At 56.1% G+C, this 22,277-nt stretch carries 18 protein-coding genes; 11 read left to right on the forward strand and 7 right to left on the reverse strand.

What is annotated here, in order from left to right; translation table 11 throughout:
- The first annotated feature begins 20 nt into the window (after nt 1–20).
- The 10 genes from LC093_RS19220 to LC093_RS19265 are packed head-to-tail and all read left to right on the forward strand — an operon-like array spanning nt 21 to nt 8,417.
- The gene (locus LC093_RS19220; RefSeq protein WP_226668773.1) at nt 21–734 is read left to right on the forward strand and encodes a thermostable hemolysin; all 714 of its coding nucleotides are present in this window, start codon (nt 21–23) and stop codon (nt 732–734) included.
- Nucleotides 725–2,245, forward strand: coding sequence for an AMP-binding protein (locus LC093_RS19225; protein ID WP_226668776.1), 1,521 nt, complete (start codon nt 725–727; stop codon nt 2,243–2,245). The genes LC093_RS19220 and LC093_RS19225 overlap by 10 nt, the downstream gene beginning before the upstream one ends.
- A complete protein-coding gene (locus LC093_RS19230; RefSeq protein WP_226668780.1) occupies nt 2,245–2,916 on the forward strand; it encodes a TenA family transcriptional regulator in 672 nt (223 codons plus the stop codon). Before LC093_RS19225 ends, LC093_RS19230 begins: the two co-directional genes overlap by 1 nt.
- 1 nt (nt 2,917) lies before the next feature.
- Nucleotides 2,918–3,730, forward strand: a complete 813-nt coding sequence (locus LC093_RS19235) for an SDR family oxidoreductase (RefSeq protein WP_226668783.1) — start codon at nt 2,918–2,920, stop codon at nt 3,728–3,730.
- 11 nt (nt 3,731–3,741) lie between these two features.
- A complete protein-coding gene (locus LC093_RS19240; RefSeq protein ID WP_226668786.1) occupies nt 3,742–4,419 on the forward strand; it encodes a tetratricopeptide repeat protein in 678 nt (225 codons plus the stop codon).
- Between the two features lies 1 nt (nt 4,420).
- A complete protein-coding gene (locus LC093_RS19245; RefSeq protein WP_226668789.1) occupies nt 4,421–5,083 on the forward strand; it encodes a response regulator in 663 nt (220 codons plus the stop codon).
- Nucleotides 5,080–6,474 carry an ATP-binding protein gene (locus tag LC093_RS19250; protein WP_226668792.1) on the forward strand — a complete coding sequence of 465 codons (1,395 nt, stop codon included), beginning with the start codon at nt 5,080–5,082 and terminating at the stop codon, nt 6,472–6,474. The genes LC093_RS19245 and LC093_RS19250 overlap by 4 nt, the downstream gene beginning before the upstream one ends.
- Nucleotides 6,467–6,814, forward strand: coding sequence for a cupredoxin domain-containing protein (locus LC093_RS19255; RefSeq protein ID WP_413231516.1), 348 nt, complete (start codon nt 6,467–6,469; stop codon nt 6,812–6,814). Before LC093_RS19250 ends, LC093_RS19255 begins: the two co-directional genes overlap by 8 nt.
- A gap of 21 nt (nt 6,815–6,835) precedes the next feature.
- Nucleotides 6,836–7,645, forward strand: coding sequence for an FTR1 family protein (locus LC093_RS19260; RefSeq protein ID WP_226668796.1), 810 nt, complete (start codon nt 6,836–6,838; stop codon nt 7,643–7,645).
- Nucleotides 7,626–8,417, forward strand: coding sequence for a hypothetical protein (locus tag LC093_RS19265; RefSeq protein ID WP_226668800.1), 792 nt, complete (start codon nt 7,626–7,628; stop codon nt 8,415–8,417). The genes LC093_RS19260 and LC093_RS19265 overlap by 20 nt, the downstream gene beginning before the upstream one ends.
- Before the next feature lie 55 nt (nt 8,418–8,472).
- Here LC093_RS19265 and LC093_RS19270 read toward each other — a convergent pair whose 3' ends face one another.
- Nucleotides 8,473–11,058 carry an FG-GAP-like repeat-containing protein gene (locus tag LC093_RS19270; RefSeq protein ID WP_226668803.1) on the reverse strand — a complete coding sequence of 862 codons (2,586 nt, stop codon included), beginning with the start codon at nt 11,056–11,058 and terminating at the stop codon, nt 8,473–8,475.
- A 52-nt stretch (nt 11,059–11,110) separates the two neighbouring features.
- Here LC093_RS19270 and LC093_RS19275 point away from each other — a divergent pair, with 52 nt between their 5' ends.
- Nucleotides 11,111–11,398 (forward strand): hypothetical protein, encoded by a 288-nt coding sequence (locus LC093_RS19275; protein WP_226668806.1) that lies wholly within the window; start codon nt 11,111–11,113, stop codon nt 11,396–11,398.
- 425 nt (nt 11,399–11,823) lie between these two features.
- Here the strand turns inward: LC093_RS19275 and LC093_RS19280 are convergent, their stop codons facing one another.
- From LC093_RS19280 to LC093_RS19305, 6 genes are all read right to left on the reverse strand, one after another.
- Entirely contained in the window at nt 11,824–14,403 is a 2,580-nt protein-coding gene (locus LC093_RS19280; RefSeq protein ID WP_226668812.1) for an FG-GAP-like repeat-containing protein, read from the reverse strand.
- 635 nt (nt 14,404–15,038) lie between these two features.
- Nucleotides 15,039–15,875, reverse strand: a complete 837-nt coding sequence (locus LC093_RS19285) for a DUF3014 domain-containing protein (protein WP_226668816.1) — start codon at nt 15,873–15,875, stop codon at nt 15,039–15,041.
- A 131-nt stretch (nt 15,876–16,006) separates the two neighbouring features.
- The gene (locus LC093_RS19290; RefSeq protein WP_226668817.1) at nt 16,007–17,902 is read right to left on the reverse strand and encodes an alpha-amylase family glycosyl hydrolase; all 1,896 of its coding nucleotides are present in this window, start codon (nt 17,900–17,902) and stop codon (nt 16,007–16,009) included.
- 124 nt (nt 17,903–18,026) lie between these two features.
- The gene (locus tag LC093_RS19295; protein WP_226668820.1) at nt 18,027–20,510 is read right to left on the reverse strand and encodes a TIM-barrel domain-containing protein; all 2,484 of its coding nucleotides are present in this window, start codon (nt 20,508–20,510) and stop codon (nt 18,027–18,029) included.
- Nucleotides 20,511–20,862: 352 nt separating this feature from the next.
- Nucleotides 20,863–21,246, reverse strand: coding sequence for a DUF302 domain-containing protein (locus tag LC093_RS19300; RefSeq protein WP_226668822.1), 384 nt, complete (start codon nt 21,244–21,246; stop codon nt 20,863–20,865).
- Between the two features lie 146 nt (nt 21,247–21,392).
- A complete protein-coding gene (locus tag LC093_RS19305; RefSeq protein WP_226668826.1) occupies nt 21,393–21,875 on the reverse strand; it encodes a GNAT family N-acetyltransferase in 483 nt (160 codons plus the stop codon).
- Between the last annotated feature and the right edge of the window lie 402 nt (nt 21,876–22,277).

Consider the following 22,277-nt stretch of genomic DNA (forward strand, 5'->3'; position numbering starts at 1 on the left):
CTCAGGTAAGGAGATAGGCAGTGGAAGTCTTGAAAACCCCAGAGTCACAGTCAGTTCCGGGCCGCTACGGTGCAATCATCAGCCGTTCCGGTCGCTCGGGATTCCAGTTGACCAAATCTGCAGATAGTGAGCGCCTGGCACTTGAATGCTATATCGCCCACTGCTTTGACAATGCTTATGGCGCCAACCTGAAGAGCTTCCTGCCGCTGCTGCTCGCGTACGGTGAAGGGCGAGACTTCCACTCTGCGTTGGGCATGCGGCGGGCAGACAGCGGTACGCTGTTTCTCGAGCAGTATCTGGATGAACCGGTGGAAGCCTGCCTGAGTGCGGCTGCCGGTACCCAAGTGACGCGGGCCCAGATCGTCGAGATTGGCAACCTGGTCTCCAGTACGCGCGGCAGCAGCCGCATGCTGTTCCTGATGCTCGCAGAACTGATGGCTGCGGCCGATCTCACCTGGGCGATTTTCACCGCCACCCCGGAAGTGCACCGGCTCCTGCAAAAACTCACGGATAACCAGCTGTCGCTATGTCGCGCCGACGGTACGCGACTGGGAACGGCCCTGGCCGACTGGGGCAGTTATTACGATACACGGCCTGTCGTCACGGCAATCAATGTGGCGGCGGAGCGAGAAAGGTTGCTGCAGCGACCGCTGGTCGGCGAGCTGCTCGAAGCCTGCCGCCCACAGTCCGAAGCACTTGCACCCATTCTGCGAGGACACCACCCATGCAACTGATCGAAACCATGCGCTGTCACGCGCGCCACAATGCCGAGCAGATCGCCTTGTTGGGAGAGCAGGGCGGCTTTACCTACGGCGGGCTGATAGAGGAAGTGGAGCAGCTTGCGGAGGAATTGCGCCAGCGGGAAATCTCTGTACTTGGTCTGCATGCAGACAACGGCCCCGCGTGGTTGCTCGTGGACCTGGCCTGTCAGCTTGCCGGCGTGGTATCGGTACCGCTGCCAGGATTTTTTTCCGCGGGACAGCTGAGCCACACCCTGCGTGAAAGTGGAATGCAGGCACTGCTGACCGACGACTGCGCCCGGTTTACTGCGTTGGCTGAAGTCGGTATCGCCAGTGGTGAGCTGGCCGGCCTGGCAGTGCTTGAGGTCAATACCGGCTGTTCGCCGGCCCTGCCACGGGATACGGCAAAGATCACTTTTACCTCGGGTTCTACCGGGACCCCCCGCGGCGTTTGTCTGTCGGCGGAGACCCAGCTGTCTACCGCACAGGCCCTGGCGGCATCCTTTGCGGAGCTCGATGTTGAGCGACACCTGTGTGTACTGCCCCTCGCCACGCTGCTGGAAAACGTGGCCGGCGCATATACCTGTTGGCTTCTGGGCGGCACCTTATTGGTCCCGGGCCTCGAGGCTGTCGGTCTCGGGGGCAGCTCGCAGCTGGATGCCGCGAAGCTTGCTCACTGTATCAGCGAGGAGTGCCCGAACAGCCTGATACTGCTGCCACAAATGCTGAAGGCGCTGCTCGGGCAGGTCCGGCAGGGCTGGGCACCCCCTGAATCACTGCGTTTTGTGGCCGTGGGGGGCGGCAAAGTGGCCCCGGACTTATTGCGTGCTGCGCGCCGCAATGGCCTGCCGGTTTACGAAGGATACGGATTGTCTGAGTGTGGTTCCGTGGTGGCACTGAACCTGCCCGGCTCGGATTGTCCGGGCGCGGCGGGCAGGCCGCTCTCGCACTGCGAAATTTCGCTGCGTGAAGGTGAAATCCATGTACGGGGTCCGCGCTATCTGGGCTACCTGGGCAGTGAAAATATACAGCAGGAGTGGCTGGCTACCGGCGACCTGGGCGAAGTGGACGATGCAGGCTTTGTGCATATCACCGGGCGTAGCAAGAATCTCCTGATCAGTGCCTACGGACGCAACATCTCTCCCGAGTGGATCGAAAGCGAAGTGCTGCAATCCCCACAAATACTGCAGTGTGTGGTGGTGGGCGATGCGCAACCGTATTGCAGTGCGCTGATTTTCCCCATGCCTGGCAGCGCGCCGGCACAGGTCAGCCACTGGCTGGGCGAACTCAACCAGAGTCTGCCGGATTACGCGCGTATCCGGCACTGGGTCGCACTGCCAAGACCGCTCGGCTATGCCGACGGCCTGCTTACTGCGAATGGCCGGCCACGGCGCGAACGAATCGCAGAGCAGTACCGGAACCTGATCGATGCGCTGTATTGCGAACCCGGAAATGAACCTCCCTTCAAGCCTTCATCTGACCATATGAACCCAGGAGTTGCCTGATGAGTTTTTACGCACAGTTACAAGCACAAACTGAAGCACAGCGTCATGCACTACTCAGTGTGCCCCTGATCCAGCGCGGCGCGCGCGGTGAGATACACCGCGAGGAATACGTCGCTTTTCTATCCCAGGCCTACCACCATGTGAAGCATACCGTGCCGCTGATGATGGCCTGCGGTGCGCGCCTGAATGAAAGCCAGGAGTGGCTGCGCGTGGCACTTGCGGAATATATCGAAGAGGAAACCGGCCACCAGGAATGGATCCTGAATGACATCGCGGCCTGCGGTGCTGATGCCGAAGCCGTGCGTCGCAGTAGCCCGAACCTGAGTACCGAGCTGATGGTGGCTTACGCCTACGACACCATTGCGCGCGGCAATCCACTCGGATTTTTTGGCATGGTCAATGTGCTGGAAGGCACCAGTATCCAGCTCGCAGATTCCGCCGCGGGTGCGATTCAGCAGGCACTGGACTTGCCCGATGCGGCTTTCAGTTATTTGAAATCCCACGGTGCGCTGGATATCGGCCACGTGGAGTTTTTCCGCGGTCTGATGGACCGGATTGAAGACCCGCGGGATCAGGCGTCAATCGTCCACAGTGCGCGTGCGATCTATCGGCTTTACGGTGACATTTTCCGCGAAGTCGAAAGCCGCACATTGGTTCCGGAGGCAGCGTGATATGGCCAGGGATACATCGGCAACAACGGTTCTCCTGACCGGCGCCAGTGGTGGTATCGGCAGCGCTATCGCCCACCTGCTGGCGGAAAATGGCTACACTCTGCTGCTTCAGGGGCGCAATCCAGAACGTCTCGATAACCTGCGGTTGAGTCTCCCAGACCCCGAGCGTCACCAGTCCATGGTAGCGGATCTCACCGACCCCACCCAGCGTCAGGCACTGGTGGAACGCTGCCGTGCTACCCATGGCGGCGTGGATGTACTGATCAACAACGCGGGGGTATCGCAGTTCGCACTGCTTGAAGATATCGATGACGCCAAACTGCGCGAGGTACTGGATACCAACCTGCTGGTACCCATCGCACTCACACGGGATCTGCTGCCACTGTTGTCGCAGAGCCCGCAGGGCGCAGTCGTAAATATCGGCTCTGCCTTTGGCCATATCGGACACCCCGGCTTCTGTCTCTACGGCGCCAGCAAGGCGGGCCTGCACGGATTCAGCGAAGCGCTGCGTCGTGAGCAGGGAAACCGCGGTGTGCGGGTGCACTACCTGGCGCCCCGAGCCGTGGATACAACCCTCAATACGGAAGCGGTGAAAAACCTGAACCGCGCACTGGGCAACCACAGCGATGCGCCGGAAACCGTGGCCGAACAGTGTCTGAAACTTTTGCAGTCCGGCAGCAGCAGCCGGCGTTTTATCGGTTGGCCGGAAAGGCTGTTTATCAAGGTCAACGCACTCCTTCCCACCGTCGTCGATTCCGCATTAACCAAAAAACTGCCGGTAGTGCGTGAATACGCCGCCGGGAAAGCCCAGTAAGGAGAAATCTGATGAACCCCACCCGGTTGAAGGTCTGGAAAAAACACGTATGGATGCCGCTTGCGATCCTGTTTATGGGGAGCCTGCCGGCAACCACCAGCTGGGCGTCGAATCCGTCTGATACGCTGGCGTCGCTGCAGCGTGAGTGGGCGCAAATCAAATACCGACTGCCGGAAAAGCAGCAGGTCGCACAATTTGAAACACTGATTAACCGCGCTCAGGCGGCGACCAGCGCGAACCCGGAAAGCGCTGATCTCTGGGTCTGGAGCGGCATCATTCGCGCTTCTTACGCCGGTGCAAAAGGCGGTCTGGGTGCACTGTCGGCGGTAAAGGCCGCCAAAGCAGACCTCGAACAGGCCATCGCCCTGAATGGCCGTGTGCAGGACGGCGCGGCCTATACCAGTCTCGGCAGCCTCTATTATCAGGTGCCTGGCTGGCCAATCGGCTTTGGCGATGATAAAAAAGCGGAAACGTACCTGAAGAAAGGCCTGGAGTATGGCGCCGACGACATCGATGCCAATTACTTCTACGCCGACTATCTTTTCAAACGCAAGGATTATCCGCGGGCGCTGGAATATGTCAGCAAGGCCGAGCACGCCCCCAAAGACCTGGCGCGCCCCCTGGCGAGTGAAGGGCGTATGGGTGAGATCCTGAAGCTGAAAGCAATGATCCAGGAAAAACTGCACTAACGTGAGACTGCTGCTGATAGAAGATGACCAGTCACTGGCCGACGGCATTACCACTGCGCTGCGTCATGCAGGTTATGCCGTCGATCATGCAGAACTGGGTGTGCGGGGCGTCGCACTGGCGCAGGCGGCCCGCCCGGATCTGGTGATTCTGGATCTCGGCTTGCCGGATATCGACGGCGTCGAGGTGTTGAAGCAGCTGCGCCGGCGACAGTTCAAGTCGCCGGTATTGATTCTCACCGCCCGAGACGACCTGGCCTCAAAGATTGCCGGCCTGGATGCCGGCGCCGATGACTACCTCACCAAGCCCTTTGCGGTGGACGAATTGCTGGCGCGGCTGCGGGCACTGGAACGCCGTGTGGGCGGTATCACCACCGCAGAACTCCGCATCGGCGATGTGGTAATTAATACCGCTTCCCATGAGGTTACCTGCGGCGGCAAGGCGGTGAAGCTTTCGCGCCGGGAATTCGCTCTCTTGCGCGCACTGGCCGAGCGACCGGGATTGATCCAGAGCCGAGAACAGCTGGAAGAAAAACTCTACAGCTGGGGTGAGGAGGTCTCAAGTAATACGGTGGATGTCCATATCCACAACCTGCGTAAAAAACTGTATCCGGAACTGATCCGTAATATTCGCGGTGTGGGCTACAAGCTGGAAAACGGCCAGTGAAGTCCATCCGAATTTTCCTCCTGATTGCGCTGCTGTCGACCATTACGCTGGTCAATTTTGTGTCTGCGTTGCACGGTTACCGCGCGAGTATGGATGAGGCGCAGGCGCTGTTTGATCGCCAGATTGCCGCGACTGCGCGTATGCTGGCATCCCTCTCCGGCAATGGCGCGCCGCAGCAGGTAGTACAGCAGAATGACTTGCTGGCTTTTCAGGTATGGCGCGATGACGGTGTTCTGGTGCTGCGCTCCAATAATGCGCCGCTCACGCCTGTCGTGCCTGCGAAGGAAGGTTATAGCGAGGTCAATTTTTCCGGCTATCGCTGGCGGGTTTTTGGTTTGCGTGATGCGGAGAATGCTCGCTGGATTTATGTCGCCGAGCGGGTGGACCTGCGCTATAACCTGGCGGACGAAGTGATTGTGGAATCGGTTTTGCCGATTCTGCTTGGGCTGCCGGTGGCGGGACTATTGATCTGGCTGGTGATTGGTCGCGGGCTTTCCAGTCTGCGTCGCCTGGCGCGAGCCCTCAGCAACAAGCGAGCCGAGGACTTCCGGCCGCTGCCGGAAGACAACGCGCCGGCCGAGCTTCTCCCGGTCATTCATTCGACCAATTCCCTGTTGCAGCGCCTGCAGGCGTCATTTGAGCGCGAGCGTCGATTTTCGGCGGATGCGGCACATGAGTTACGCACGCCCATCAGTGCCATACAGATTCACGCGCACAATCTCGCTCAGGAAATTACCGAGGCGGGCGTATCGCCGCTGCCGGAATCCCTTCCTCGTTTGCGCCAGAGTATCGAGCGAATGGCGCATCTGGTGGAACAGATGCTGGACCTCTTTCGTACGACGCCGGAACATTACCCTGCGCGTTTCGAGTTGGTGGACTTGCACCAGCTGGCGCGAACCACCATTGCCGAGCGCTACGAACAGTTCGAACAGCGTCGTCAGTCTGTCGAACTGCGGGGGCACAGGGCAACGATGTCGGGCGATCAGTTTGCACTGACAATACTGTTGCAGAACCTGCTTGCGAATGCGGGCAAATATACCCCGGAAGGGGGAAGGGTTCTGGTCACTGTGGAACCCACAGAGTCCGGTATATGTCTGCGTGTCGAAGATTCCGGGCCAGGCATTGCCGCGGACGAGCGCGAGCGGGTCTTCGAGCGATTTTATCGGATAAGGGGCGATCGCCACGCGTCCCTTGCCGCAGGATGTGGGCTCGGGCTATCAATCGTGCAGCATATCGCGCAATTGCACCATGCCAGTATTGTGCTGGGGGAATCCAGCCTGGGGCAGGGGCTTTCGGTGCAGGTTAGCTTTCCCAGTGCCAACGAACATGAACGTGGAGCCGGCAGCGAGGAGCAAACCGGGCAGGCTCGCAAGGAGAATCCCATTGGCTGAAAACCTTCGTTGCAAGGCATTGCTGTATACCCTTGCGCTGGGCGTACTGGCTATGCCATTACACGCTTTGGCCGAGCGGCCGGTACTGACACTGGAGATTCGCGATCACCTGTTTCATCCATCGGAACTGGTGGTGCCGGCTAATACAAAAGTGAAGCTGATCGTCTACAACCGTGATGCCACGGCAGAAGAGTTCGAAAGCTACGAACTCAACCGGGAAAAAGTGATTATGGGCGGGCAGAAAGCAGTGATATTCATCGGGCCACTGGCGCCGGGCGAATATCCATTTTTCGGTGAGTTCAACCCCAAAACCGCTCAGGGAAAGGTCATTGCACAATAATAACTACCCGGGGGGAGTCTCGTGTTGCTGACGAGTGTGATTATCGTTCTGCGGGAAGTGCTCGAAGCGGCTCTGCTGCTCAGTATTCTTCTTGCCATGTGTCGCGTACTGGAACTGCGACGCCAGTGGTTTTACGGAGCACTGGCCGCGGGTGTGCTCGGCTCGATCGGTTACGGTTTGATGTTAGGACCGATTTCGGAGGCGGCCGACGGCGTAGGTCAGGAGATTCTCAATGCAGCTTTACAGCTGGCGCTGTACTTTTTCCTACTGGTGATCGCGCTCCTGCTGATCATGAATACCCATGGCAACCGGCGCTATCTCGGGCTATTGCAGAGCATGATGTTACTGGCAATCGCCTGTGCCACCCTGCGGGAAGGATCCGAAATATTCATTTACCTGATGGCATTTGCCCCACAACAGGCACTGTTGTCCAGCGTATTGAGCGGGGCACTGATCGGGGCGGGTATCGGATTCAGTATTGGCGCGCTGATTTACTACGTGCTGGTTGAACTGCCGTGTCAGTACACGCTAGGGGTTGTACTGACACTGCTTACGCTCGTCGGTGGCGGACTATGTCTCCAGGCGGCCCAGCAGTTGGTGCAGGCAGACTGGCTGCCTTCGGCTATGCCTCTATGGGATACATCTACACTGCTGGATGAAAACTCGCTGTTTGGGCAGTTGCTCTATGCCCTTATAGGGTATGAAGCGACGCCGACACCCGCTGAGGTTATCGCCTACCTGTTGGGGGTGGGGATGATGGTATTGCTGATCGCATTTGCGTTGCGACGTAGTGACATGGAAGGACAGAACTATGAATTTCACCCGGACTGAGTGGCGTAGCGTAGTCGCAACCGCCATAACGCTTTCCCTGTCGAGCGCAGCCCTGGCGGATGGGATCGTGGTAGATCGTATTTACGACCCCTATGTAGAGGCCGGGGAAACCGAAATCGAGTGGCGAGCCACGCGGCTACGCGACTCTGATGACGAAACGCCTAATCTCGAGGAGCTGGGCGGCGAAGAGTTCGGTGAAGAGGAACTCGAAGAAGAGCCACTCGACGGCCTTCATCGTCACAGACTGGGAATGGGGTATGGGTTTAGCGAACGCTGGTTCGGTGAGGTATACCTGATCGGCGAAGGAAGCCACGAGGAAAGCCTGAACCTGAAAGCGGTGGAACTGGAGGCCAAATGGCAGATTACCGAGCAGGGTGAGTACAGCGCTGATTGGGGCATGCTATTTGAGCTGGAGCGGGAAACCGAGGTAGATATGTGGGAGACTGCGGTGACACTCATCAGCAGTCGCGAGTGGGGGCGTTGGACCGGTACCGCCAACCTGGAAGCCATCTACGAATGGGGTGAAGAGGAAGACGAGCTGGAGTCCGAGCTTAAACTCCAGGGGCGTTACCGCTGGAAGCCGGAACTGGAACCCGCACTGGAATTCTATGCAGGGCAGGACACGGTGGGCCTCGGGCCCGTATTGCTCGGCGATGTGAAATTCGGCCAGGGACGCAGGTTGCGCTGGGAGTTTGGTGTCATTGTCGGGGTGACCGATGAAAGCCCGGATCAGAGCTTTCGGTTTTTAGTCGAATATGAGTTTTTTAATTGAAGGATTTAAAAAAGGACCCCAAAGGGTCCTTTTTTCGGCTGATCAATACAGTTATTTAGCGCGTAGCGTTAATGCTCCCGTGTGCGGTGCTCCATAAGAGCTCTTGTATTCCATCATTATTTGTATCCACATATTTCATGCTTCTTGGAATGGCGTCAGCCGAGAGGCCTGGTGACATGGATACTATTTTCCCGTTTTCAGGCGAAACTTCCATGAAGTAGTGGTCGTAGTAATAGACAATAAACGGTGGATTAAGGGTTGCCTCAAGTTGTACGTCGAGCAATAAGTTTCTATTTCCTTCTCCGTAGTTCTGAAGCAATCCGGAATGTATACGCCGGTCATCATAAGCGGTGAAGCTGTATAGAGTGAAGTCAGTATTTAGCACGATTAGCCACGATCCAGCGTAGGAGTCAAGTGAGGCAGTTAGGACAATTTTATCCCCTGATGTCGGGGAGATTGTGCCAACGGAAACGCTCGTGATTTCCAAGTTGTTTAGGCGTCTCGAATAGCTTTCATCTTGAACCTCCGTCTCGATATCTTGTAGAGAAAATGTTGTCGATAGCACGGGGTCGCTTTCTTCGACTTCCACCAGGTTCAGCGTTTGAAGACCTGCGGTCAAGATATCTTTTTTGCCGTCGGAGTTTATGTCGTGCACATTTAGAATATTACCCTCGATATTTTCAAGGCGCCAGATCGGCAGTAAGGTTGCCGTATCGTACGCGTGCAACGTATTGTCTTCTGTGGTAAAGAAAATAGTCGCTTGGGAGGTGGGTTCGATATTTCCCTGTTCGAGAGCGAGGACTTTGCTGCCGGTATCTTCGCCATTCCAGGAGATTGACTCGGAAGTGAAGTCAAACACACCTGGAATCGTTTCGTCGATGTGGAAGAGTTCAGTGGTTCCGTCGCCACCCAAATCTACGGGTATGCCGAAGTATCTGTAAGAAGCGAGTTGGCGAGGGAATGTGTATCGCCAGGCCATGGCTCCGGACTCGGGGTCAATCAAGGCCATTTGGGTCTCCCAGTTTCTCTGATTGAGGCCGGAGAGGACAATTTTTTCGCCAGATCCGTCAAGATTGAGGAAGTGCGGGTTATGCAAAACCGAGTACAGATCACTGGGGTGGTCAGTTGTCCACTCCAAGGTCGGTCCACTGTCACCAGCGCTACTGGCGTAAACGCGATGGTCGCTACCGCTGGATACGAAGAACTCGACGTCCGGATCGTTATCCATATTTGCCGCATGGATATTCCCATCTTCCATACCGGTAATAGGCGTGTCCCATAAAGCAATAAAGTTGCCAGTCCCCTCGGTATCAAAGGTGTAGATCTGCTCTCTAGTCAGAAATTCAGGATGATTATCGCCGTCTAAATCGAAAACCGTAAAGTCTTGCGCATCTATGCCGGGGGAACTTTTGAGCTCCTGTTTGCGTGCGTCAAATAGTCTAAGATTGGAAGCGACAATTTCATTTTGGCCGTCGCCATCTACATCGACAATTTCTAGTGGAATAAAATCGTCTGCAAAGGCAGTTTTTTCGTCAAAACCTTCTTCATAGTGCCATTCAATTTCGTAGTCGGTGCCGTTGAAGCCAAAAACGTAGCCTTTATCGGTGGCAATTTCCTGATAAGGATCGGCGTCTACGTTGCCGACAGCAATACTGGAACCTAACTCCATCACCGATGATTGCCATTTCAGTGACAAATCTGAGGCGTTTAGTATGACCAGATGCTTTTGACTCATAGCATCATCAGATGAACTTCTGTAGTTGTGGTTTCCGACCAGCAGTACGATTTCAAGGTCGTCATCGTTATCGACATTCGCTACGCGAATAACCTGCACATCATTGCCTGGAACTTCTCCAGATCTTTGCGGATGTCGGTTGTCATCGAATACGTAAAGATGGGTTGTGTCCCGGGACCATTCAAAATGGGCTTCAACGCCGACTATTATTTGATCCCGGCCGTCGCCATTTAAATCTGCGGCGGCAACACTACTGTAACTTTCTGTATGTTGAGCAAAAGAGTAGGGGTAATCCCAGTTAAGTACATAATTACCCGCATCGTAAGCCAGTGTTTGCAGGCGTCGATAGCCGTTGACTATTAATATTTCATGTTTACCGTTTCCTTCGAAGTCACCGATCGTCGAAGTAGGTATTGTAGGGTTTATGTAGACAGTTCCACGAGACAGCACCATCTCGCGATCATCGTCGACGACCTTAATGGTTTTTTTAAAAGAATATTGCTCGTCGCCCTGGGTGGCCACGATCTCCCAGTTTTTATCTATCTGGGTATCAAACATCGGGCCGGTCGGTGTCCAGGAGACTGTGCCGGATTCGTCCATTTCCATACCATTCGGGCGGGCAACAAATTCCCAGGTAAATGGATCATTATCGGGATCTTCGATCAAAACCTGGAACGCTACGGGTTCACCGTACTGCGCCGTCTCCGGCATACCAATTACAGTAAATCTGGGCGGTGCCTCCAGAATGGTCGTGGTGGCGCTTGCGGTTTCGGTAAATTCACCATCGCTGATGACGACATCAACGGTGACTTCGTCGCCTTTAATGAAGTTCGGGCTCTCGAGAGTATCTTCTGTAGCACCCTCAACGGTTTCACCGTTGACGTGCCATACATAGCTTGCCTGCAACTCGGTTCCGTTGGGATCCGAAGCGTCTAGTGATACCACCAGGTTGCTATCAGTGAATGCTTCTGCCGGAGTGATTGCGAAGCTGCTGATGGTGGGTGGCTGGTTGACTACACCACCGCTGGATGAGCTGGAGCTTGAGCTTCCGGAAGAACTGGAACTCCCTGATGAACTAGAGCTGCTGCTGGAAGAACTGGAGCTGGATGAACTAGTGGATCCGCCACTGGAACCTGAGCCGCTGCTCGATGAAGAACTTCCGCCGTTAGCGGGGGGCGGGTTTGATCCCCCACCAGAAGAACCACCGCCACAGGCGGTAATCGATAAGCTCAAAAGTAGAGTATAAAAAAGGTTTGACGGTGATGGGGCACCGGGTTTTTTGGTACGTCTTGCCACGGATCCTTCCTTGAAATTACCAGTGTCAGAATTGAATTCGTTCAAAGTGCAACTTTTTGAGTTGACCTTCTTTTGAAAAAATTAAGAGCGTGGATTTTCTTTTTGTTGAGGTCTCGGTTCAAGGCCCCGAAGTGGCGAGTGAGTGTACGCTAGTACCAGGTAGGGGTATTTTATTTCAAATTGTGATGTGTATCAGGGGGGGATTTTTGGCTATATGTCTGAATCAATGATTTAGCAGTTTGTCGAGTCATATTTAGATCAATACAGTTCTGCTTGTTCCGCTGTTTTAGCGGCAGGTTTTGAGCCGATGTCATATGAGTAAGTGCCATATAAAGAGACCCACTTAAAAGTCGGGCCTCCTTGTGGCGGATGATGTCAGCGGGTTACATTCATTGCAATACTTGAACCGTAGCTTAGCTCTGGAATCCCATCTCCATTTGTATCGACGAAATACATGCTGTTGTCCATATTCATAGTGGGGACCAAAGGTGACTTTGAAACCGCCTGACCCGACTCAGGTGAAATTTCTATAAATTGGCTGTGTGAAAAATAATTGATATCGCTTACCTCATTGACCAATAAATTATGGTGGCCAGTGCCATAGTTCTGGACTAGAAGGCCTTGCACGCTGCCCTCTCTTCGTAATATTTTACGTGGCGACAAGTCGTTATTGAGTATCACCAGCCAGGAAAATTCCCCAGTGCTAGAAGCAGCGAATACAACTTCCTGATTTCCATCGCCCTCAAAGTCTCCTATGGCCAGGCTGGTGATGTATGAAGTCGAAAAGTCGTAGACGTAGTTTTCCTCTGTCAATAATGGGGCTAGCGCCTCGAGGCTTTGGCTGGCTTCTGGTGTTACTCCACTTTCTCCTGCCGAATACATGGATAGCGAATGATTGTCGGCGATGACGACTTGATATCCCAAATCGCCATTCAGGTCGCCCAGGGCAATGTGCCTGCCGCTCTCGCGCTCTTCTTCCCAAAGTACGGCCTGGTTCTTGGGATCAAATCCGATAATGTTTCCGTCACCGGTAAGAATAACGAGATCATCTTCCAGATCAGTATTCAATCTTCCTTTTGCTACTGAGCCACCAGCGCCTCCTATTGGGGAATAGTTCCAGATTAAGGACTGGGTGAAAAAACTGTAGAGGGAAAGAGTATCGCCGCTAAAGTACAATAGTTCAGCGGAGCCATCCTGCCCCTGATCGGTGACCGTACCGGTGACATTCGCTGCTAGTGCCGGTGACCATTCGAGCTTGCCATTGACCGGGTCCAGCTGGATCGCCCTGGCACCATAGGTACTGTATGTGGGAAGAATGGAGCTGGCTTTGGCAAAAAAAACCAGCCGATTACCATTGCCATTAAAGTTGGCGAGCTCCCCTCCCTCGAAAGGCAGGGTTATTCTGTGGATATCGTCATTCTGCCATTCGATCTCTGGTTCCGGATTCGCTCCCGCGACCAGAATCCTGGACCTGAGCCCGCCATCAAAAATAACAAATTCTTTCCCACTATCCCCGCTTATGTTTGCCACCAGGCATTTTCCTGTGAATGGTAAGCTCAGTGCCCATTGCGTGCTGAATTGCGCGGTGCTGCTATCGAAGGATAGAAGTCTGGCTTCATAAGCTGAGTAAGGGATGGCAAAGATCTCAACGGTTTTATCACCATCAATATCTGAGAGGTGGAAACTGGAGAAGCGTTCTACAATTTCCGCCTTGACTGTTTTGTTGAGCGCATCGTAGATCGTCAATTGGTAGCTGCTATTCCCATTCGACAGCGCGATGATTTCATCTGTACCATCGCCATCCAGATCCGCTGCGTCGATAGCATAAATGGCCCCATCGCCGAACAGCCACTCATTGGTAAAGGTGGTGCCGTTGTACCCAAAGATATAGCCACCGGAGAGAATGATTTCTTCGGTGCCGTCGCCATCAGTATCGCCGGTAGCGAGAGCGTTTTCCTGTGCGAGCGGAGAGGATTGCCAGATCAGACTGAAGTCACTCGACTGGCGTACCTCGACCACGTACTCGGTATCGGAATAGTAATCTTTGGTTATGAGCGTTACGATTTCCTGTTGGTCGTCGTTATTGACGTCGGCGATACGAATACTCTGCACAATATCGCCGGAAACATGGATGGTGTCGCGCAAGCGACGGGTCTGACCATCGATGATCAGTATTTGCGTTTTTTCCTGGTCGGGGAAATCCTGCAACTTGTTCAGGCCGATAAACATTTCATCAATGCCGTCACCGTCGATATCTCCTGCTGCGATATAGCTGATTTTCCCTCCGCCAGGTAAGGCGAAAGGGTACATCCAGTTTTGCTGATAGCTGTTTTCGTCGTGGCCGATGGTAAACAGACGCTGGTTATAGTCGGAAGCCAGTAATTCCTCGGTGCCGTCGCCATTGAAATCCCCGCTGGTGATCTCACCGGAAAATATGATGCCGCTACGGCTCAACGGGACCTGACGGTTTTCGTCGACGACAGTGATGGCACTGCCGAAGGATTTACGCAGATCGCCCTGTTCGAGGATTGCCGTCCAGTGCACCTCTTGCGTGGTATCAAACATGGGCCCGGTTGGAGTCCAAGTGACCGTGCCATCTTCGGCGAGTGTCATACCATTGGGGCGCGTCACCAGCCGCACGGAAACTTCATCCCCGTCTGCATCTTCTGCGCCGATGGTGAACGTGGTGGGGATACCGTATTCAACGGTTTTGGGGACGCTGGAGCCCACGGGGGTCGGCAGGCTGTCACTGATGGTGATCTCATTCGCCTTTGAGGCCGACAATTCGCCATCGCTGACCTCAACCACAAGAGTTACCAGGTCATTTTTGACGTAGTGTTCTGATGGCAGTGTCTCACCGGTGGCGTCGTTTACGATATGGCTGTTCACCGACCATGTAAATGTAGTGGTCAGTGCATCGTTGTCTGGGTCGGAGCTGGCTACATTAGCTTTCAAGTCCGTATTGGTGAATGCAGGGTAGGGCGAAAAGTAAATGTGATTGATGACTGGCGCCGAGTTTGTGGCTGTGCCTGATCCGCTGGAGGAGCTGCTCGACGAACTGCTTGACGATCCACTTGAAGATCCGCTTGAAGAACCACCCGAGGAACTGCTTGAGGTATCTACTTCACCTCCACTTCCACTTCCACCTCCACCACAGGCTGCCAGAGCCGCGGTACAGAGTGCGAGGGTAAACACTTTAAAGAGATGGATTAGATTGACAGGTGTTTGCATCGCTATCACTCCCTGAATTCCAGAAGTACATCGTTGGATTTATTTTTGTACCTCATCGCCGGCAGTGGTTAGAGCCGGGCTCTAATATGACCCTATGGATGCTCGGTCAATTCGCGGGGGAGTGCAATAAGTGGCCGGGAGTTTTCGCCGTTGGAAATAAAATGTTCTAGGGGAGTTGGAGAGGATAGAGCGGATAGGGGAGAAAGACAGTTTCTAAACTCCGCGCACGGGAGCAGTCACTCACTCTAATTGCGTACAGAACGGCGCAGAAACAAGAGAGAGAAAGTGGGCATCAGACACCTGCAAGGTACGGTTGTGGTTCCTTGCAGGTGCCGGAAAGGCGGCAAAGAGGATGCCGCTCAGTTGGACGGCAGTTGCTCAAGTTTCTCCTTGAGTTCTTTCAGCGTTTCCTTAACCCGCGCCGCATTGTCCGGGCCGATGCGGATCATCAGCTTGTGCAGACCGGGCAGCTTCTCCAGCTTCTCGTCTTCAAATTTGTAATACACGGTCGGGCGCACCAGTTTGATCGGGCCTTCGATTTCCGGTGCCGCGAGTACCTGATCGATCGCGGCCATTACCGCGGCGTGGAAGTTTTTGTTTTTCAGACCGAGTTCGCCGTACGCCTGTTTCAGGCGGGGGTACCAGAACTGGTACAGCTTTACGGCATGGTCGCTATCGACCATGGCAAACAGGCGCACCGGCTGGTCGTAGCGTTGGTAATTTTCCTGGGACAGGACGTACACCCTGGCGCCGTCAGTGCGGGTTTCCAGGTCCTTGACCGCGATGGCGCCTTCGAGGTTGGTGAAGGGGCGGTTCTTGTGCATCAGCTCGCCCTTGGTCGCGGTGTTCACCGCGGCAACCCACTTGCGCACCACTTCGTCAGGCACGATCCATTTGGCGAGCGTGCCGTCGGAAGAGAGACTGATGATGTCGTCGCGCGCTTCTTTGTCGCTGTCGTTGAGGGCGGGCAGCTTGCGCGGTGGTTCAGCGGGCTCTGCCGGTTCGGGGACCGGTGGCAGTACCGGCTCCTCGGGTTCTTCCAGGTCCACCTTGGGCGCGGGTTCAACCGGGGTCTCGATAACGGGGGGAGGGGATGCCGGCTTTACCGCATCCCGTACGGCAAACCAGTAAATGCCGAAGACCACTGCTGCCAATACCAGCAGTGCCACCAGCCAATCGCGTATGCTTCCACCCATCTGCCTGTCCTCCCGTTGATCCCACAGCGTTAAGTGTCAGTGTAATGCACTGACTGTGAAGTCTACGACAGTACCAGATCGGGAAGGTTTCTGTACAAACCTAAACCTTCCCGGGCAGATGGGCTTTGTCCTCAGCGAGTCAGTTTCAGCACGCGGGCGGAGTGTGGGGCGAGTTGCAGTGATACAGCGCCTTCACCCTGCGGGTTAACCTGCATGGTGCTGCCGCCAGTTTGCAGCTGGTCAGTAAGGGCATACTCACCGCTGGCCAGTTGCCACTGCTGGACCAGCTCGGTGGGCACACTGAATTGGACCGCTTGCTCCATATCGGCGAAGTTGGCGATTACCAGCAGGCGTTCATCGCCGGTCCAGCGCGCGAAGCTGAACAGCTTGTCGCTGTAGCCTGCGCCGTTCTCGCGGTTATACGCATGCAGGTCGCGGTATTCGCCGCCAAGGGCTTCGCTCGCGCGGGTGAAGTTCAGCAGGCGCTGGTAAAAGCTGCGCAGGGACTGTTCCTCTGCGGTCAGCTTGCCGCCATCAAACTCGCCGCCGTTGATCCAGCGGCGCACCGTGGGCACAGACCAGTAATCGAAGATGGTGGTGCGGCTGGCCTTGCCGAAACCGGCATCACCCGCGCCCGGCTCGCCCAGTTCCTGGCCGAAGTACACCAGTGTCGGCGCGCCGCTGATGGTGGCGGATACCACCATGGCGGGGATGCCCGCTTCGGCGTTACCGGCAAACTCGGGGCTGGCAATGCGCTGCTCGTCGTGGTTTTCGAGGAAACGCAGCATGTTGTCTTCAATGCCCGTGAGGCTCTGCTGGATACCCACCAGCGGATCGGTACCGGCCTTGCCTTCCATCACCGCGCGGATGGCGTCGTAGGTGCCGACCTTGTCGTACAGGTAGTCCATCTTGCCCAGGCGTACATAGTCCCGGTACAGGTCGGGCTGGTAGATCTCTGCCAGCAGCAGCATGTCCGGGTTCTGCATCTTGATCGAGGAATTGAGGTAGCTCCAGAACGCTACCGGCACCATGCCGGCCATGTCGTAGCGGAAACCGTCCACGCCAAAGGTCAGCCAGTAATCGGTGATCTGGCGGAATTTTTTCCAGCTGCTGGGCACATCCTTATCGGCCCAGAAGGCCGCGTGTTCACGGTAATCTTTCTGTGCATAGTCAGCGGGCAGTTCCGGGAAGTCGTAGCTGCCGTCCGGGCGCACGCCGAAGTTGATTTTTACCGCCTCGTACCAGTCGTTATGCGCCGGTTGCGGTGCACGGCTGCCGTTGCCGGTCCACTTCGCCGGCATCTCGTCGAACTTGCCGTCCACCAGCGGGTTGGCCTCGCCATTCAGTGGTTGGTAGCCGTCCTCCGCCACCGGTACCAGGAAGGGCTCGCCGGGCACGTAATAGAAGTTGTTGTCGCGGGCGTATTCCACGCTGGTGTCGTCATCGGCACCGAAATCGCGCACGCCTTCCGGCTTGGCCAGCGAATGGTAATTGCGCGCAACGTGGTTGGGCACGATATCGATAATCACCTTGAGGCCCGCAGCATGGGAGCGCTCGATCAGCGCGCGGAATTCTTCCAGGCGCTTGCCCGGGGCTTCCGCCAGGTCGGGGTTGACGGAGTAGTAGTCCTTGACCGAGTACGGGGAGCCGGCGCGACCCTTCACCACATCCGGGTCGTCATTGGCGATGCCGACGTCGCTGTAGTCGCGCACCATCGCGTGGTGCAGGGCGCCGGTGTACCAGATGTAGTTGGCACCGAGCGCGCGGATCTGCTCCAGCGCTTCCGGGGTGAAGTCATTGAACTTGCCCACGCCGTTTTCTTCGATGGTGCCCCAGGGCTTGTTGGTGTCCTTGGTGTTGCCAAACAGGCGCGGCAGTACCTGGTAGATCACCGGCTTGCCGGAAGTGGCGGCTGGAGCGGAATGGGTTGCGGTTTCAGTGGCCGGCGATTCGGTGTTGGTGTCGCAGGCCGTCAGGGTGGCTGCTGCAATGGAAGAGGCCAGTAATAGTTGAATAAATCTGTTCATAATCCGTATTCGGTAGTGCCGTGATTGCCGTAGGAGCCTGCTTGCAGGCGAAAGCTATGGTGCTTCGCAGTGAGGAGGGTTCGCCTGCAAGCAGGCTCCTACAGGGGGGGCTAGTGCTCTTTATTTACAGGGTTACGGTCAATGCTTTTTTCTTTTCTGCCCAGTTGAAGCGCACGTGCAGGGACTTGGTGCGCTTGTCGTACCAGGCGGTGTCTTCTTCCAGCTGTTGTGCCTTGTCCACCAGCGGCAGGGTGGTGGTGCCCGCGGTGACGGCGGCAGGCGCTGCTGACCAGTTGTGCAGTACCAGCTCGATGGCGCGGGATTCCGGCGCGCCGGTGTAGCCATTGCCGCTGCGGGCCAGCTCAATGCGCAACTCGCTGTCGCTGCGCACGCTGCTGAATTCGAGCTTTTCGTAATCGCCCTTGGCAAACGCATTCACGGTCACGCCATCGTCTTCGTAGACGTAGCTGCTGGAGCTGGTGACAGACGGATGCGCGTAGTAGTCCAGGCGCAGTTGCTGGCTGGAATAGTCGTGCGTGGTCTGCATGTCGCTGACCGTGGGAATGAAGGCGCCGGCGCGCACCAGTACCGGGATGGTTTTCAGGTCCACTTCCACCTGGGCGGTTTCACCGCTGTAGATCGCGTCGTTCCAGTAGTCGAACCAGACACCGCCGGGCAGGGTGACATTCACCTCATCGGTGTCCTCGCTGGTCACCGGTGCCACCAGGAAGTCGTTGCCCCACAGGTAGGCGTCCTTGTTGTCGAGCAGTGACAGGTTGTTTTCCTGCTCGAAGAACAGCGGGCGCATCAGCGGCATGCCGGTCTGGCTGTTTTCAAACGCCAGGGTGTAGTTGTACGGCAGCAGGCGGTAACGCAGCTTCACATACTCGCGCAGGATGTCGCGGGTCTTGCGGTCGTGGAATACCGGCTCCGGGGCGATGTGGTCCTGGGCGTGCGGGCGGTATACCGGCTGGAACACGCCGTATTGCAGCCAGCGGATATACAGCTCTCGGTCGAACTTCTCGCCGCCGGCAAAGCCGCCAAGGTCGGAATGGGTGTAGCCGAAGCCGAGCAGGCCCATCTGCAACGACAGCTCCACCTGTGGCTTGAGGCCGCCCCAGCTGCGTTCCACGTCGCCGGTCCAGGGAATCATGCCGTAGCGCTGGGAACCCGGGAAACCGGCGCGCATCATGATGAACGGGCGTTCCTCCGGGGATTCCGCCTGCTCGTTTTCAAACAGCATCTGCGCCCAGCGGTGGCCGTAGGCGTTGTGGATCTCGTCGGCCATACCGATCGCGTGCACGGTGTCAGACGGGTGCACTTCCGGCTCGCCCAGGTCGCCCCACCAGCCGGCCACGCCCTGTTGTTTCAGGTCGCGGTAGATATCCCAGAACCAGTCGCGGCCGTCTTCAGAGAAGACGTCGATCAGGCCGGTATTGCCGAAATAGAAGTCGAAGCGCTTGGGCGCGCCGGCCAGGTTCTTGGCTAGTGCGTTGCCGGCCACGGCGCTGTCCCAGCGCTCGGAGCTGGAAAGTACGAACGGCTCGGTCACCAGGATGGTGTTGATACCGCGCTGCTGCAGATCCGCCATCATCTCCACCGGCTGCGGGAAGGCGTTCTTGTCCCAGGCCAGGTTGCCCATATGGCCTTTGATGTCGGGGCCGAACCAGTACAGGTCCAGCACCACGGCATCCAGCGGGAAGTCTTCATCGGCGAACTTGTCCACCGTCTCGCGCACCTGCTGCTCGGTGCGGTAACCGAAGCGGGAGGCAAAGTTGCCCAGCGCCCAGCGCGGCGGCATCGGCTGGCGGCCGGTCACGTCCACGTAGCTTTCGATCAGCTGTGGATAAGTTTCCCCGGCCACCACGATATACGCAGTGCGCCCGCCAACAGCCTCAAACTGCATCACGTCTTCTTCACTGGCGCCGAGGTCCATGGTGCCGGTGGCGCTGTTGTCGAACAGCAGGATGTACTTGTTGCTGCTCATCACCGCCGGCAGGCTGAAGTACATCTGCTCGGATTCGGTGGTGTAGCCGTAGTGCGCGCGGTTATACAGCGGCAGGCGGTGGCCGCGGCGATCCATGCCCAGTACCCGCTGGCCGCCGCCGATCAGCTTCTCCTGTTCTTGCAGCCCAAAGCGGAAGCCGCGCATGGTCTCATTGGCGAAGAAGCCGTGCTCCTCGGAGAGCAAGTGCTCACTACCGCGGCGGTATTCGATGGAGAAAGGGGACTTGTGCACCACGGCAGTCAGGGTGCCGAGGGAGTAGTGCAGGTCGGATGCCGACTCGCTGACTTTGCCGTGAATCGCCGGCAGGGTTTTGTCGGCGCGGGCGAAGGAGGGCAATTGCTTGAGCCCCTCGCGCTGGTACTGAACTTCCAGTGCGGCATTGTTCAGCGGGGTCAGGGTGACCTGGCTGTCACTGGTCTGGATCACCAGTGCACCGTCCTGCAGCTGGTGGCTGAGGTACTCGCGCTGTTGCTCCGCTGCTACCGCGGTCATTACCGGCAGGGACGCAAACGGCAGGGACGCAAATGGTAGGGCTAATACCATCAGGCCAAATCGGAAACCCTTGCGCAGTGCATTGCGCGGTTTACTTTGCTCTCTCATGCTCACTCTCTTTCTTATCATCGCAGCGCGTGCGCGCAGATTGGTCGCACCATTTTTGACCATTGTGCCTACTCCCCCGGCGCCTGTTATCCCCCTCCCGGTGGGAGGAGTTTTGTTGCCGGATGACCGGGTTGGGTTGGCGGGTTTTTGCTTGCCTGTCCGCTACGTAGAGAGGTGCTGACTGGGTGGTTTCTGGTAGCCGGGTGCTGGTGGGGGCGGCGGAGTGCGGAGGCGGGATGCGAAGGTAAGGAGTGCGGAGATAGAGGGTGCAGGATGCCGGTGCTACAGGGCAATGCCTGTGACCGAAAAGCCCGGAGGATCCCCGGGCTCTCAGTCGATGCGTGGACGCCTGCTACTTTGCATCCGCCAGAATCTTGAGCATGGAGTCCTCAACCTCCCCGGCGATAGTGGCCAGCGCAGGATCGGACGACAAGCCAATGAGCATCTCGGCCGGCTTGATATAGCCGAGCTTGACCTTGCCCGCTTCGGTATACACGGAAATACGGCAGGGCAATGCCATATTCAGCCGCATATCGATGCTCATTACCTTGGAGGCCTGCATGGGGTTACACACCTCGAACACCTTGCACTCCTCGCTGAAGGCAATGCCCTTGCTGCGCAGGGTCGCTCCAAGATCGTGGATATGCAGCACACCAAAGTTGTTTTGCGTTACCGCCTGCTCCAGGTCACTGGCAGCCTCGGCGAAGGACTTGTCCGTATCCACGATGTAGTACATGGCAGCCTCGCTATAAAAGGTGTCATTGATAATGATGTTGGGTCTGTAATTAGTGCGGGCGTGAATGCGCCGCTTAAACGCCAAATGCCTGCAAGCCGGTAATGCCGGTCATTGCGTGCTCGTCTTCTGAACCTCGACGTTCCCATTTATGACTGTGGTTGGGGAAATACATACTCGTAGAAGACGGCGCCATCGCCATTATTTTTTCGTTCAATAAAACCCAGCTTTTTCAGCAAGTGAGCTGACGCGACATTGGCTGGATCAACGCCACAGACCAGTTTAGTCCAGGGACCAATTTCTGAAGCTTTTCCGATGAAACCTTGAAGCAATTCGCTTGCCAAACCTTTACCCCAATAGCCTTCGGCAAGCAAATAGCCTACATGCGTCTCACGATCTTCTCCTGAGGATGCAAACAAGAATCCGATCAGCGTGCTCTCCGCGGTCTCAACCAGAAATAACCGACTCTCCGTCAGCATCCGAACCAGCCATGCTTGGGCAAGTTCTGGTGAGTCGATACCATGAAAGTAAGGTGGAAGGTTTTCAACTACTGATGGTGTAAGGATTTCTGGTATTCGGTCAAGAAAGAACGCACGATTAGGTGAGGCAAGATCACGTGGTATTTCAATCACATTCAATCTTGAGGTTCTAAATGATAAAAACAAGTTTGGTCGCCAGATCAGATGGTGCCGCTACGGATAGAGGGAAACTACCTTGCAGTATTATGTGTCTTGCAGAGATAAAAATTATACTTTAACGAAAAAAACTGTTAAACCAAGTATGCAAGTCATCGCCTCGTATTGAAAGGCGGATGTAATTACCGTTGCATTGACTTATCCAGGTAGATGATTCAAAGCAAAAGCTAGATCTGAAGTAAATTAGATCATTGCTAATTAGCTCAATGCCGAAAGTCGGGAGGGTGTTCAAAACTCTGTGTCAGCCATATAGCCCTCACAGGCTGATGTGTTTTTCCAAGCGCTCGGGGAAGTGGATCGTCAGCTGTGACAGCGTCAGGTTCCAGTTCTGAATCGGGT

The organism is Microbulbifer aggregans, from assembly GCF_020524005.1.
Taxonomy (GTDB): Bacteria; Pseudomonadota; Gammaproteobacteria; order Pseudomonadales; family Cellvibrionaceae; genus Microbulbifer; species Microbulbifer aggregans_A.

Coding starts and splice junctions, on each gene's coding strand:
- LC093_RS19225 (WP_226668776.1), top strand. CDS start 725: ATGCAACTGATCGAAACCATGCGCTGTCACGCGCGCCACAATGCCGAG.
- LC093_RS19230 (WP_226668780.1), top strand. CDS start 2,245: ATGAGTTTTTACGCACAGTTACAAGCACAAACTGAAGCACAGCGTCAT.
- LC093_RS19235 (WP_226668783.1), top strand. CDS start 2,918: ATGGCCAGGGATACATCGGCAACAACGGTTCTCCTGACCGGCGCCAGT.
- LC093_RS19240 (WP_226668786.1), top strand. CDS start 3,742: ATGAACCCCACCCGGTTGAAGGTCTGGAAAAAACACGTATGGATGCCG.
- LC093_RS19265 (WP_226668800.1), top strand. CDS start 7,626: ATGAATTTCACCCGGACTGAGTGGCGTAGCGTAGTCGCAACCGCCATA.
- LC093_RS19285 (WP_226668816.1), bottom strand. CDS start 15,875: ATGGGTGGAAGCATACGCGATTGGCTGGTGGCACTGCTGGTATTGGCA.
- LC093_RS19290 (WP_226668817.1), bottom strand. CDS start 17,902: ATGAACAGATTTATTCAACTATTACTGGCCTCTTCCATTGCAGCAGCC.
- LC093_RS19295 (WP_226668820.1), bottom strand. CDS start 20,510: ATGAGAGAGCAAAGTAAACCGCGCAATGCACTGCGCAAGGGTTTCCGA.
- LC093_RS19300 (WP_226668822.1), bottom strand. CDS start 21,246: ATGTACTACATCGTGGATACGGACAAGTCCTTCGCCGAGGCTGCCAGT.